The organism is Alsobacter sp. SYSU BS001988 (genome assembly GCF_054796215.1).
This window is the reverse complement of the sequence record NZ_JBTAMK010000005.1, coordinates 271,353-284,748: the sequence shown is the minus strand read 5'-3', so window position 1 is coordinate 284,748 and position 13,396 is coordinate 271,353. Positions and strand designations below refer to the sequence as shown.

13 protein-coding genes are annotated in these 13,396 nt (G+C 70.8%); 6 read left to right on the top strand and 7 right to left on the bottom strand.

Annotated features, from left to right (window positions below):
• Positions 1-13: 13 nt before the first annotated feature.
• Genes ACYVO7_RS12945 through ACYVO7_RS12925 form a run of 5 tightly spaced genes read right to left on the bottom strand, consistent with a single transcriptional unit; the run spans position 14 to position 5,486 of the window.
• Entirely contained in the window at positions 14-1,051 is a 1,038-nt protein-coding gene (locus tag ACYVO7_RS12945; RefSeq protein WP_460450231.1) for an ABC transporter ATP-binding protein, read from the bottom strand.
• A complete protein-coding gene (locus ACYVO7_RS12940) occupies positions 1,048-2,025 on the bottom strand; it encodes an ABC transporter ATP-binding protein (protein ID WP_460450230.1) in 978 nt (325 codons plus the stop codon). Before ACYVO7_RS12940 ends, ACYVO7_RS12945 begins: the two co-directional genes overlap by 4 nt.
• A gap of 50 nt (positions 2,026-2,075) precedes the next feature.
• The gene (locus ACYVO7_RS12935) at positions 2,076-2,903 is read right to left on the bottom strand and encodes an ABC transporter permease (protein WP_460450229.1); all 828 of its coding nucleotides are present in this window, start codon (positions 2,901-2,903) and stop codon (positions 2,076-2,078) included.
• A complete protein-coding gene (locus ACYVO7_RS12930) occupies positions 2,900-3,838 on the bottom strand; it encodes an ABC transporter permease (protein ID WP_460450228.1) in 939 nt (312 codons plus the stop codon). The genes ACYVO7_RS12935 and ACYVO7_RS12930 overlap by 4 nt, the downstream gene beginning before the upstream one ends.
• 55 nt (positions 3,839-3,893) lie before the next feature.
• Positions 3,894-5,486: an ABC transporter substrate-binding protein gene (locus ACYVO7_RS12925; protein ID WP_460450227.1), complete on the bottom strand. Its 1,593-nt coding sequence runs from the start codon at positions 5,484-5,486 to the stop codon at positions 3,894-3,896.
• 158 nt (positions 5,487-5,644) lie between these two features.
• On the opposite strand from ACYVO7_RS12925, the gene ACYVO7_RS12920 reads away from it, so the two are divergent.
• Genes ACYVO7_RS12920 through ACYVO7_RS12900 form a run of 5 tightly spaced genes read left to right on the top strand, consistent with a single transcriptional unit; the run spans position 5,645 to position 10,630 of the window.
• On the top strand, positions 5,645-6,667 hold the full coding sequence (locus ACYVO7_RS12920) for a GntR family transcriptional regulator (RefSeq protein WP_460450226.1): 1,023 nt from the start codon (positions 5,645-5,647) through the stop codon (positions 6,665-6,667).
• Positions 6,664-7,410 carry a creatininase family protein gene (locus tag ACYVO7_RS12915; protein WP_460450225.1) on the top strand — a complete coding sequence of 249 codons (747 nt, stop codon included), beginning with the start codon at positions 6,664-6,666 and terminating at the stop codon, positions 7,408-7,410. The genes ACYVO7_RS12920 and ACYVO7_RS12915 overlap by 4 nt, the downstream gene beginning before the upstream one ends.
• Positions 7,407-8,459, top strand: coding sequence for a ketopantoate reductase family protein (locus ACYVO7_RS12910; protein ID WP_460450224.1), 1,053 nt, complete (start codon positions 7,407-7,409; stop codon positions 8,457-8,459). The genes ACYVO7_RS12915 and ACYVO7_RS12910 overlap by 4 nt, the downstream gene beginning before the upstream one ends.
• Positions 8,460-8,474: 15 nt before the next feature.
• A complete protein-coding gene (locus ACYVO7_RS12905; protein ID WP_460450223.1) occupies positions 8,475-9,221 on the top strand; it encodes an SDR family NAD(P)-dependent oxidoreductase in 747 nt (248 codons plus the stop codon).
• Positions 9,218-10,630, top strand: coding sequence for a dipeptidase (locus ACYVO7_RS12900; RefSeq protein ID WP_460450222.1), 1,413 nt, complete (start codon positions 9,218-9,220; stop codon positions 10,628-10,630). The genes ACYVO7_RS12905 and ACYVO7_RS12900 overlap by 4 nt, the downstream gene beginning before the upstream one ends.
• Before the next feature lie 78 nt (positions 10,631-10,708).
• On the opposite strand, the gene ACYVO7_RS12895 is transcribed toward ACYVO7_RS12900, so the two are convergent.
• Complete coding sequence (locus tag ACYVO7_RS12895) at positions 10,709-11,950, bottom strand: multidrug effflux MFS transporter (protein ID WP_460450221.1); 1,242 nt, start codon at positions 11,948-11,950, stop codon at positions 10,709-10,711.
• Positions 11,951-12,078: 128 nt separating this feature from the next.
• Entirely contained in the window at positions 12,079-12,492 is a 414-nt protein-coding gene (locus ACYVO7_RS12890; RefSeq protein WP_460450220.1) for a hypothetical protein, read from the bottom strand.
• A gap of 106 nt (positions 12,493-12,598) precedes the next feature.
• Here ACYVO7_RS12890 and ACYVO7_RS12885 point away from each other — a divergent pair, with 106 nt between their 5' ends.
• Positions 12,599-13,396 carry a helix-turn-helix domain-containing protein gene (locus tag ACYVO7_RS12885; RefSeq protein ID WP_460450219.1) on the top strand — a complete coding sequence of 266 codons (798 nt, stop codon included), beginning with the start codon at positions 12,599-12,601 and terminating at the stop codon, positions 13,394-13,396.

Sequence of the window (13,396 nt, the reverse complement as noted above, 5' to 3'; positions counted from 1 at the left end):
TCTGGCGGGGGGCTCAGGCGCTCACGGCGGCGCGGGCGGGCGCGGACGCGACGTCGCCGGCCAGGTGGCAGGCCACCTCCCACGCGCCGCCCCGCGGATCGAGCGCCGGGACGATCTCGCGGCAGCGCGGCTCGGCGAGGGGACAGCGCGGATGGAAGGGACAGCCCGGCGGCGGCGCGACGGGGCTCGGCAGCTCGCCGCGGACGGCTTCCCGCTGCGATCTCAGCCCCACCGCGACCTGCGGGACGGCGGACATCAGCGCCCGCGTATAGGGGTGGCGCGGCGCGCTGAAGAGCGCCTCGGTGGCGCCGATCTCCACGACGCGGCCGAGATACATCACCGCGACCCGATGGGAGATGTGGCGCACCAGGCGAAGATCGTGGGTGATGAAGAGCAGCGCGAGGCCGAGCCGCTCCTGCAGCTCCAGGAACAGGTTGACGATCTGCGCCTGCACGGAGACGTCGAGCGCCGAGACGGGCTCGTCGGCGATGATCACGGACGGCTCGACGGCGAGCGCGCGGGCGATGCCGACGCGCTGGCGCTGGCCGCCGGAGAACTCGTGCGGGTAGCGCGAGGCGGCGTCGCGCGGCAGGTGCACGAGGTCGAGCAGCGCGCCGACGCGGGCGGCGATCTCTCCCGACGGCACGATGCGGTGCACCGAGAGGGCCTCGCCGAGGGCGTCGCCCACGCTGATGCGCGGGTTGAGCGAGCCATAGGGGTCCTGGAAGACCATCTGGACTCGCCGGTTATAGGCCCGCCTGTCGTCGCCCGAGAGGGCGAGCGCGTCCCGCCCGCCGAAGCGGACGGAGCCGGCGTCGGGCTCGTAGAGCCGCACCAGGCAGCGCGCCAGGGTGGACTTGCCGCAGCCCGACTCGCCCACGACGCCCAGCGTCTCGCCCCGGGCGACCGACAGCGAGACGCCGTCGACGGCGCGCAATGTCTTGACCGGGCGGCGCATCAGCACGTCCAGCGTCGGACGGCGCAGGGCGAAGCTCTTCTTCAGCCCCTCGACGACGAGGATGGGCTCGGCCGTGTCGGCGGTCCCGATCATGCGCCCGTCTCCCGGGCCGCCAGCCTGTCGGCCGCCCAGCAGGCCGCCCGGTGGTCGGGCGCGACCTCGGCGAAGGGCGGCGCGATGCGGCCGCAGCGCTCTTCCACGAAGGAGCAGCGCGGCGCGAACGGGCAGCCCTCGATGGGCCGGTCGAGCCGCGGCGGCTGGCCCGGGATGGGCGCGAGCGGCTGTCGCGCGGCCAAGCCGTGCGGCATGGAGCGGAGGAGGGCGTCCGTGTAGGCGTGCCGGGGATGGGCGAAGATCGTCTCCACCGGACCGGTCTCGACTACGCGGCCGGCATACATGACGCTGACGCGGTCGCAGGTCTCGGCCACCACGCCGAGGTCGTGCGTGACGAGGATCATCGCCATGCCGAGATCCTGCGTCAGCCGCACCAGCAGCTTGAGGATCTGGTCCTGGATGGTGACGTCGAGCGCCGTCGTCGGCTCGTCGGCGAGGAGCAGTCGCGGCTCGGCGGCGAGCGAGATGGCGATCATGGCGCGCTGGCGCATGCCGCCGGAGAATTCGTGCGGGTAGCTCGCCAGCCGCAGCTCGGGCGAGGAGATCCCCACCAGATCGAGGAGCTCCCGGGCGCGCCTTCGACGGGCGGCCTCGTCGAGCGCGGTATGGGCGACGAGGCTCTCGTCGATCTGCGCGCCGATGGTGAGCACCGGGTTCAGCGCCGTCATCGGCTCCTGGAAGATCACCGCGATCTCGCGCCCGCGGATCTCGCGCAGGCGCCGCTCCGGCGCGGCGAGGAGATCCTGTCCGCGCCACATCACCCGGCCCGTCGCGCGCGCGTTGGAGCGCAAGAGCCGCAGGATGGCCCGCATGGTGACGCTCTTGCCCGATCCGGATTCGCCCACCAGGCCCAGCACGTCCCCGGCCTCCAGGCTGAGGTCGACGCCGTCCACGGCGCGGACCACGCCGCGGCTGGTGTCGAAGGCGACCCGCAGGTCCTCGACGCGGAGCATGGGCTGCGCTGCCGACGTCGCGGCGGCGCCGGCGGGCATTTCCCGGACGCTCATCGCTTGACGTCCAAGAGATCGGCCATGCCGTCGCCGACGAGGCTGAAGCCGATGCCGCAGAGCACGATGGCGAAGCCGGGGAACACCGTGATCCACCAGGCCTGGGTGAAGAAGTTCTTCCCGTCGGCGATCAGCACGCCCCATTCGGCGGCGGGCGGCTGGGCGCCGAGGCCGAGATAGCCGAGGCTCGAGCCGAGCAGGATGGCCAGCGCCATGTCGGTCATCCAGTAGACGAGCACCGGGCGCGCCGCGTTGGGCAGGATGTGGCGGAACAGGATCCGGGCCTCCGAATAGCCGAGCACCTTGGCGGCCGAGACATAGTCGTGGCCGCGCAGCACCAGCACCTCGCCGCGCATGAGCCTGGCGTAGAACACCCAGCCGACCACGCCGACCGCGATATACATGTTGAGCAGCCCCGGCCCGAGCACGGCCACGATGGCGATGACCAGGACGAGGAACGGGAAGGTCACCACGAGGTCGACGAGCCGGCCGAAGACGGCGTCCGCCCAGCCGCCGTAATAGCCCACTAGGAGGCCGATGATCGTGCCGATCGCCAGCGGGCCGACGGTGGCGAAGAGCGCGATCTGCAGGTCGATGGTGGAGGCCGCGATGGTCCGCGAGAGGATGTCGCGGCCGAACTGGTCGGTGCCGAAGGGGTGAGCCGCGCCGGGCGGCTGCAGCAGGGCCCCGTAGTCGAAGGCGAGCGGGTCGTAGGGCGCCACCCATTGCGGCGCGACGGCGCAGATCACGAAGACGAGGACGAGCGCGGCGCCCAGCGCCAGGGAGGCGGGCGTCCTGCGCCAGGTGAGCGCGACGGCGGTCATCGCGCCACCCGCGGGTCGAGCCACATCTGCAGGAGGTCGGTGATCAGGAAGGCGATCGAGACCACGACGGCCAGGATCAGCGTCAGCGCCTGGATGACCGGGTAGTCCCGGGCGAAGATGGAATCGACCATCAGGCGTCCCACGCCCGGCACCGCGAAGACGCTCTCGGTGATGACGGCGCCGCCCAGCAGCGACCCGACATGCAGGCCCACCAGCGTGACGGTGGAGATGAGCGCGTTGCGCAGCACGTGCCGGACCAGGATCACGCGCCGGGGCAGTCCCTTGGCGCGGGCGAAGTCGACGAATTCCGAGTTCAGCACGTCCAGGATCGAGGCCCTGAGATTGCGCATGATCACGGCCGAGAAGCTGAGCGCCAGCGTGACGGCGGGCAGGAACAGGTGCCACAGATTGTCGAGGAGGCCGTCGCCATATCCGCCCACCGGGAAGATCCGCAGCCAGGCGGCGAAGACTGTGAGGAGCACGAGGCCGACATAGAACACCGGCGAGGACAGGCCCACCTGGAACACCGAGCGGATCAGGTAGTCCGGCCAGCGATTGGCGTTGAGCGCGGCCACGAAGGCGAGCGGGACCGCCATGACGAGCGCGAACAGCGTCGCCAGCCCGGTGAGCATCAGCGTCACCGGCAGCCGCTCGACGATGATGGAGGTGACGGGCACCCGGAACGCGATCGAGGTCCCGAAATCGCCCTTCAGCATGCTTTCCACGAAGATCAGGAACTGCGTCCAGATCGAGCGGTCGAAGCCCATCTGCTGGCGCAGGCGCGTCACGGCCTCGTCGGAGGCGCGGTCGCCCAGCATGGCGCTGACCGGGTCTCCGGGCAGCAGGCGGGCGAGCACGAACACCACCACGCCGATGGCCAGGAATGTGGGCGCGATCTGGAACAGCCGCGCCGCGATGACGCCGGCGCGGTTCACGTCGTGGGGTCCGCGGGAGCGGCTCGCGCCGCCCCCGGTGCTTCAGCTGGCGACATCACTTCTCGACGTAGGCGGCTTCGAAGAGGTTGTTGCCGAGCGGGATCTGGACGAAGCCCTTGGCGTTCTTGCGGAACGCGACCGGGTAGGGCGTCTCGTACAGGTACACGATCGGGGCCGCCTCGTTGTAGCGCTGCTGGATCTCCTTGTATTGCTCCGCGCGGGCCTTCGGATCGATTTCCTGCTGGCTCTTCTCGAAGAGCTCGTCCACGCGCTTGTCCTGCCAGTTGGAGTGCAGCGAGTGGATGTTGGGCCAATAGGCGAAATAGGACGTGATCTGGCTCGGGTCGGAGATGTCGTTGGTCCATGCGGAGGTCCGCATGACGAAGTTCTCCTCGCGATAGCGCGCCGTGCGGGTGGCGTTGTCGACCTGGTCGATGCGCAGCTTGACGCCGACCTGGCCCCACATCTGCTGCACGGCCGCGAGGTCGTTGGCGTCGTCGCCATTGCCCGACAGGCTGTAGATCGAGATATCGAAGCCGTTGGGGAAGCCCGCCTCGGCGAGCAGCGCCTTGGCCTTGGCGAGATCGTATTTGTAGAGATCCTGGCCGACGAAAAGCGGCGTCGTCGAGGACATGTAGGAGCGCATCGGCTTGCCGAGGCCCAGCGTGGTGATCTGGATGATCGCATCCTTGTTGACGGCGTAGTTCAGCGCCTGCCGCACCTTCGGATTGGAGGCCGGGTTCGGCTTGCCGTCCTTGAAGGTCGGGCCGGCGTAGAAGGTGAGGTAGCGCACCCGGGTGGACGGCCAGAGCTCCATGCGCAGGTTGGGGTCCGCCTGAAGCTCCTTGACGCGCGCATAGGGGATGAACTCGGTCCCGTCGACCTCGCCGGCCTTCAGCTTGAGGAGCCGGGTCGCGTCGTCCGGGATGATCTGGAATTCGAGCTCGTCCAGATAGGGCAGCGCCTTCCCGTCCTCGCCTTGCTTCCAGTAATGGGGGTTGCGCTTCAGCGTCATGGAGACGCCGCGCTTCCAGGCGGTCATCACGAAGGGGCCCGTGCCGATCGGCTTCTCGGCGAAGGCCTTGGCCTTCTCCTCCGGCGTGGCGCCGGCGGCGGCCTCGAAGAGCTTCTGCGGCAGGATCGCGCTGTTGAAGGTCGCGAGCGCCGGGATCAAGGTCGGGTCGGGATGCTTCAGCGTGAGGACGACGGTGTCGGGCTCCTTGGCGGAGATCGACTCGATGGAGGCCAGCGACGACGACCATGCGCCCGCCTTCGGGTCGCGGGCGCGGTCGAGCGACCACTTCACGTCCTGGGCGGTCAGCGCCGACCCGTCGGCGAATTTGACGCCCTGCCGGAGCGTGACCGTGAGGCTCTTGCCGTCGGCGCTCGGCTCCCACTTGGTGGCGAGGCCGGGCTGGACGCCGAGGCCGTCATTGGTCGGCTGGAGCAGCGTGTCGTAGAGGTTGGTGAGCACCCAGATGTCGACGTTCGCGTCGTTCAGGACCGGGTCCAGGAACAGCGAGTCGGTGTAGCGCGCGTAGACCATCTTGCCGCCGCGGGTTGCGGCTTCGGCCGCGAAGGGCAGGCTGTGCAGGCCGGCGCTCAACGCGACGACAGCTAGGCTCGCCTTCAGGAATGTGCGTCTCATCACTTTTCTCCCCTCGTGGCCTTTTCGGCGACTGTTCTTATGCCTTAGGATGCTAGAAGGACCGCTGGTTGCACGTCAACAACCAGTTCGCGAATATTCCGCCCGATTGCAGCGCCTTGGCGCGGATCGCCTCGCAACTGTGCTAACTGCCTAATACAATGCCAGGCTCTGCACTCCTCAACGACATCGCCAGCGCGCTCGACCGCTCGCTGCCCGTCTCCCTGAGCCTGCAGCTCAAGGGGCTGATCGAGTACGGCATCGCTTGCGGCGAGCTGCCGGCCGGCGCGAGGCTGCCCTCCGTGCGCGAGCTGGCCGACGCCGGCGGCATCGCCCCGATGACGGCGGCGGCCGTCTACAAGGACCTGCGCCGGGCGGGCCTCATCGTGGCGCGGGCCGGCTCCGGCACCTTCGTGGCGGACGGCGCGCGGCCGAACTCGGCGCCCGAATTCGCCCGCATCCAGGCCCATCTCGACGCCGCGCTGGCCGAAGCCGAAGCGCTCGGCGTCGGCGCGCACGAGGTCGCCGCCCTGCTGAGCGCGCGCATCGGCCGGGGACGGGCCCGGGAAGGGCGTTCCGTCCGCATCCTGATGGTCGGCGTGTTCGAGGACGCCACGCGCGCCTACGCGGCCGAGATCGGGCGCCAGCTGAAACCCGGCGACGCCATCGAGGCCGCCACCCTGGAGACCCTGAAGCAGGGCCGGCACGAGCCGGCCGACGTCTATGTGACGCTGGCCAACCGCCGCGCCGAGGTGGAGGAGATCGTGGGCGGGCGCGCGCCCGTGACGACCGTCAGCTTCATGCCGTCCGAAGAGACCAGGGCCAGGCTGGCGGCGGTCGATCCTCTGGCGCGGGTGGGTCTGGTGAGCGTGTTCCCCGAATTCCTGGCGCTGATGAAGCCCGGCGTGCTGCGTTTCACCCCGCATGTGCGCAGCGTCGACGCGGTGCTGCTCGACGACCCGGACCTCGCGCGCTTCCTCGCCGATGTCGACGTGGCGGTCTACGCGACCGGCGCCCAGGCGGCGCTGGAGCGAGGGCCTCCGGGGCTCGTGGCCATCGAATACCGGCACGTGCCCGATCCGCACGCGGTCAAGGGCGCGCTGCTGCCCCTGATCGAGAGCATTCGCAGCGGCGCCGCGCCGGCCATGGGCCGGGACGCGTTTCCGAGGGAGAACATCGGATGAAGATCACCGACATGAACTGGATGCAGGTCGAGGAGCGCGTGAAGCGCGACGACCGCTGCGTCGTGCCGCTCGGATCCACCGAGCAGCACGCCTATCTGTCGCTCTCGGTGGATTCGATCCTGTCGGAGCGCGTCGCCACGGAGGCGGCCGAACCGCTGGGCGTGCCGGTCTTCCCGGTGCAGCCCTATGGGCTGACGCCCTATTTCATGGCCTTCCCGGGCACCGTGACGCTGCGGCTGGAGACCTATGCGGCGGTGATCCGCGACATTCTGGACTCGCTCTACCGCACCGGGTTCCGCCGAATCCTGCTGTGCAACGGGCATGGCGGCAATTCGCCCGCCCAGACCGCCGCGGTGGAGTGGATGGGCGACAATCCCGGCGCGTCCGTCCGCTTCCACAACTGGTGGAACGCGCCCCGGACCTTCGCCAAGGTGCAGGAGATCGACAAGGTCGCCTCGCATGCGTCCTGGATGGAGAACTTCCCCTGGACGCGGCTGCCCAACATCCGCGGGCCGGAAGTCCAGAAGCCCATGGCCGATCTCGACCTGATGCGCCTGCACGACCCGGCCGGGGTCCGCCAGGTGCTGGGCGATGGAAATTTCGGCGGGCTCTACCAGCGCCCGGACGAGGACATGCTGGCGATCTGGTCGGTCGCCGTCGAGGAGACCCGCGCCCTGATCGAGGGGCCGTGGCCGGAGCAGGCCGGGGCGCAGGCCGCCGCCGCCGGGCGGTCCGACCGATGAGCGCCGGGTTTCAGCCGTCCGGGCGGGATCCCATCCTGATCTGGGGCGCGGGGGCCATCGGCGGCACGGTCGGGGCCTATCTGGCCCGGGCCGGGGTCCCGGTGGTCTTCGTCGACCGGGATCTCGATCACGTCGCCGCCATCAACGCGCAGGGGCTCCGCATCGAGGGGCCCATCGAGGAGTTCACGGTCCGCGCGCCGGCCTACGGGCCGGACGACGTCCCGGGCGCGTACCGGCGCACCCTGCTCTGCGTGAAGGCGCAGCACACCGAGGAGGCGGCCCGCAGCCTGGCGAAACACCTGGCCGATGACGGCTACGTCGCCTCGTTCCAGAACGGGCTGAACGAGCTCGTCATCGCGGACGTCGTCGGGCGCGAGCGCACCCTCGGCGCGTTCGTGAATTTCGGCGCCGACTACATGGCGCCGGGCGTGGTCCAGTTCGCCGGCCGCGGCGCGGTGGTGCTGGGCGAGCTCGACGGCGCGATCACGCCGCGCCTGCAGGACCTGCACGCCCTGATGCTGCTGTTCGAGCCGAACGCCATCACGACCTCCAACATCATGGGCTATCTCTGGGGCAAGCTCGGCTACGGGGCGCTCCTGTTCGCGACGGCGCTCACCAACGCCTCCATCTGCGAGGGGCTCGGCTCGCGCGAGCCGCGGGCGCTCCTGCGGGCGCTGGCCGGCGAGGCGGTCGAGGTCGCCACGAAGCTGAAGGTCGACTGCCTGGGCTTCAACGGCTACGACCCCGCCGCCTTCGCGCCCGGCGCGTCCGACGAGGCGGCGGACGCGTCCTTCGACGCCATGGTGGCGCACAACGCTAAGTCGGCGAAGACGCATTCGGGCATCTGGCGCGACCTCGCGGTGCGCAAGAGGCGGACCGAGGCCGACGCGCAGCTCGGCCCCATAGTGACCTTCGGCCAGCAGGTCGGCGTGCGCACGCCGGTCACCAGCAATCTCATCGCCATGATCCACGAGATCGAGGACGGAACGCGGCCGTTCGCCTGGGAGAACCTGGACGAGCTCGGACGCCGCGTCTGGCGCGCGGCCTGAACGGAGACCAGACCCATGCAGATCCAATTCGAAGGCCGGCGCGCGCTGGTGACGGGCGCGGCCCACGGCATCGGCCGGGCCATCGCTGCGGCGCTCGCGCAGGACGGGGCGCAGGTGACGGCGGCCGACATCCTGGCCGATGAGCTCCAAAGCGTCGTCGCCGATGGCGGCGGAAAGATCACCGCGGCGGCCTGCGACCTCACCCGCAAGAGCGACGTGCAGGCGCTGGCGGCCCAGCATGGCCCGTTCGACATTCTCGTGCACAGCGCCGGCGGCGTGTGCGGGCAGGCCGGACGGCCGCTGGAGGAGATCGAGGAGGGCGACTGGGACGCCATCGTGGCCATCAACATGAAGGCCGCGTTCCTGCTCGCCCAGGCCGTCGCGCCGGGCATGAAGCAGAAGGGCTACGGGCGCATGGTGTTCATCTCGTCCGGCGCGGGCCTCGGGGTCAGCCTCACCGGCATCCAGGCCTATGCGTCCGCCAAGGCGGGGGAGATCGGCCTGACGCGGCAATTGGGGCACGAACTCGGTCGCTTCGGCATCACGGTCAACAGCGTCGCGCCGGGCTTCGTGCGCTCCAACCCCAGCACGGAGCGGCAGTGGGAGTCCTACGGCCCGGAGGGCCAGCGGGCGCTGGTCGAGCGCATCGCCACGCGTCGGCTCGGGCGCGCCGACGACATCGCGAACGCGGTGCTGTTCTTGGCCAGCGAGCAGGCGAGCTGGATCACCGGGCAGACCCTGCCGGTGGACGGCGGCAAATGAGCGGCGCCGGCGCAAGCTCCGGATGGGGCGTCGAGGCGATCGAGGCGCGGCTGCGCGCCGGATTGCCGGAACTGGTCGAGACCCTGAAGGCCTTCGTCCGCATCCCGAGCGTGTCGACCGATCCGGCCTATGCGGAGGGCATCGCCGCCGGGGCGCGGTTCGTGGCGGACCAGCTGCGCGCGGCCGGCGTCCCGGACGTCGCGATCAGGCCCACGGGCGGCCATCCGGTCGTGACCGGGGCTTGGCGGGGGGCGCCGGGCGCGCCGACCGTCCTGGTCTACGGCCATTACGACGTGCAGCCGCCGGACCCGGTCGCGGCCTGGCGCTCGCCGCCCTTCGAGCCGGAAATCCGCGACAACCGGCTCTACGCCCGCGGCGCGTCCGACGACAAGGGGCCCATGCTGATCCCCATCGCCACCGTCGCCGCCTTCATGGCGGAGGAGGGGCGCCTGCCGGTCAACATGGTGTTCCTGTTCGAGGGCGAGGAGGAGGTCTCCAGCGCCCATCTGGAGGACTTCGTGTCCGCGAATGCGGACCTGCTGCGGGCTGACTTCGCGCTCTCGGCGGACGGCGCGCAGTGGCGGGCTGACCTGCCCAGCGTCATCGTCGGCAGCCGCGGCATCTGCGCGCTCGAGGTCGTGGTCACGGGCGCGGCCAAGGACCTGCATTCCGGCCGCCATGGCGGCTCGGTGGCGAATCCGATCCAGGCGCTGGCGCGCCTGATGGCCAGCCTCCACGCCGACGACGGCTCCGTCGCAGTCGCGGGCTTCTACGACGATTGCGAGCCCGTGACCCCGGAGGAGCTCGCCGCCATCGAGGCGATCCCCTTCGACGAGGCCGCCTATGTGGCCAGCGTCGGCGCGCCCGAAGGGGCGGGGGAGGCGGGCTACACCCTGCTGCAGCGCAACTGGATCCGTCCCACGCTGGAGTTCAACGGCGTCGTGGGCGGCTACACGGGCGCGGGCAAGAAGACCGTGATCCCCTCGCAGGCCTCCGCCAAGATCAGCTGCAGGCTCGTGCCCGGGCAGAAGCCGGAGCGGATCGTGGCGCTCATCTCCGAGCATCTGATGCGCCGCGCGCCGCGCGGGGTGCGCGTCGAGGTGCGGCCCGAGACGGGAGGCGCGCCGGCTTCCGCCGTGCCGGGCGACCATCCGGGCCTCGCGCTGTCGGAGGACGTGCTGGAATCGGTGCTGGGCCGGCGGCCGGTGCGCGTACGGATGGGGGCGACCATCCCGGTCGGCGACATCTTCAAGCGCGCGCTGGGGCTGGACACCGTGTTCTTCTCCTTCGCCACCGTGGACGAGGACTACCACGCTCCCAACGAGTTCTTCAGGCTGAGCAGCCTGGAGCAGGGCCTGACCGCCTGGGCGCGGTACTTGAGGGCGCTGGGCCAGCGCCGCCCGGCGTGAGACGTCGAGCGGAAGCGGCGGGGGCCGGCCCTTGCGGCTGATGATCCTCGCCCACGCCCTCGCCCAGTCTTGGGCGCGTCAGGACCGGCCCATGCTGGGGCGGAACAGGCGGCCCTTCTCGGCGTAGAGCACGCAGACAAGGGCCAGCACGCCGCATCCCGAGAAGCCCAGCGTCAGGGGCGCGACCGTGCCGTTGAAGCGCTGGCCGATGAAGAAGCCGATCAGGGCGCCGCCGATCGTGGTGATGAAGCCCTGCACCGACGAGGCCGTGCCGGCGACATGGCCCAGCGGCTCCATCGCCATCGCGCCGAAATTCGGGCCGATGAGCCCGAAGGCGAACATCGTGCAGGACTGCAGCGCCGCGAAGGTCCAGAGCGACTCGTGGCCGGCGAGCGCCACGGCCGCGTGCAGGCTGGTGAAGGCGATATAGGCCAGCAGCGCCACATGCGAGACGCGCCGCGTCCCGACCGCGCCGACGATGCGCGAATTCAGCAGCGACGCCAGCGCGATGAACACCGCCACGAGGGCGAAGACGGTGGTGAACAGGTGGGCCGCATGGAAGGCCTCGGCGAAGACCTGCTGGGCCGAGTTGATGAAGCCGAACAGGCCGCCCAGCACGAAGGTCATCGCCAGGATGTAGCCCATGGCGATCCGGTTGCCGAGGATGATGCGGAACGAGGCCGTCACGGCCGCGAAGGAGATCGGCTTGCGGTCCTCCGGATGCAGCGTCTCGGGCAGCCGGATCGCCGACCACAGCGCCACCGCCATCCCGAACGCCGCGAGCAGCCCGAAGATGCCCTGCCAGGGGGTGAACCACATGATCGCCTGGCCCAGCGACGGCGCGATGATCGGCACGCCGAGGAACACGATGAAGGCCAGCGACATCACCCGCGCCATGGTGCGGCCCGAATAGCAGTCGCGGACGATGGAGACGGCGAGCACGCGCGTCGCCGCGGCGCCGATCCCCTGGATGACCCGCGCCAGCAGGATGATCTCGAAGGAGCTGGTGAACACCGCCAGGACGCTGCCCAGCACATAGATGACGAAGCCGGCCATCAGGACGGGCTTGCGGCCGTAGCGGTCGGCCAGGGTGCCGTAGATCAGCTGCGCAGCGCCGAAGCCGAGCAGGTAGATGGTGACGATCCACTGCCGGTCGTTCGGGTTCTGGATGCCGAGCGTGTCGCCCATGGCCGGCAGGGCGGGCAGCATCGCGTCCACGGCGAGCGCGTTGGTCGCCATCATGGCGGCGGTGAGCGCGACGAATTGCCGAAACCCCATGCCGGGGTGGGGGACGCCCGACGGGTCTGGGTGAGGCTTCACGTGCGGCTCTGCGATTGGGGAAGGGATCTCGTGCCGTTGTAGCGCATGCGGCCGCGAAGCAAACCCGCGCCAGCGCATGGCCCCCATCCAGGGCGGCGGCGCGGCGCGTCCGCGCCGCCGCCTGAGGGCTACGCCGCCGCCGCGGGCGAGCCGCGCCGGATCCGCCTCAGCCCGACATATTCGGCTTCGGCCAGCCCGAGCACGAAGAGCGCCTGGGCGATCACGAAGGCGGTCCCGAGGGCGTTCGGGGCGACCCAGCCGGTGGCGAGCATCAGGAGGCTCTCGGCCGACCAGGCGAGGTTCAGCCCGATGACGGCCCAGACGGCGGGTCGCGACGGCTCCGGGCGCGAGGCCAGCCAGCCGACGACGGCCGCGAAGGGCGCAAGCAGCAGGCCGGCGTCCCGCAGGAGCGTCATGGGCAGGCTCAGAAAACCGGAGAGCGGTGAGGCCGCGGCGGCGAGCAGCACGCCCATGGCGGCGCTGGAGACGGCGTCGACTGCGAGCGCGGCGCGCAGGAAGCGGTGGGGGGCGGCGTTTTGCATGATCGGATCCTCCGTGAGTGACCCGCGAAGCCTGCCGTCATCGGCGAGGCGGGTCGATTACCTCCCGGGTCATGGCGCCGCGCCGGGGCTCGGCTATGCTGGCGGCATGACGGTTCAGCATGTGTCTTCCTTCGGCGACGGGCTGCGCAGATGGCGCCAGCATCGCCGCCTGAGCCAGCTCGATCTGGCGCTCGACGCGGAGGTGTCGCAGCGCCATCTCAGCTTCGTGGAGAGCGGCCGCGCCTCGCCCAGCCGCGAGATGGTGCTGCGGCTCACCGAGCGGCTCGACCTGCCGCTGCGCGACCGCAACGCCCTGCTGCTCGCCGCCGGCTACGCGCCGATCTTCCCGGAGCGGCCGCTCGACGACCCCGCGATGGGGCGGGCCCGCGACGCGATCCGGCGGCTGCTGAAGGGGCACGAGCCTTATCCCGCGCTGGCCGTGGACCGGCTCTGGCGCATGGTGGCCTCCAACGCGGCGGTCGCGCCGCTGCTGGCCGGGGTGGCCGACGCGGCGCTGCTGGCCCCGCCCGTCAACGTGCTGCGGCTCAGCCTTCATCCGGACGGCCTCGCGTCCAGGATCGTCAACCTGCCCCAGTGGCGCGAGCATGTTCTGGACCGCCTGCGGCGGCAGGCCGACGCCGCCGCGGACGCCGCCCTGCTGGAGCTGCTGCGGGAGCTGGAGACCTATGCGCCGCCCGCGAGGCCGGCCCGGCGCCGGCCGGCCCGGGAGGAGGGGCCGCATTGGATCGTGCCGCTGGAGATCGAGACGCCGGCGGGCGTGCTGTCCTTCATCTCGACGACGACCGTCTTCGGCGCGCCCATGGACGTGACGCTGGCGGAGATCGCCATCGAGGCCTTCTTTCCCGCCGACGAGCGCACCGCGCAGGCGTTGCGGACGGGGTGA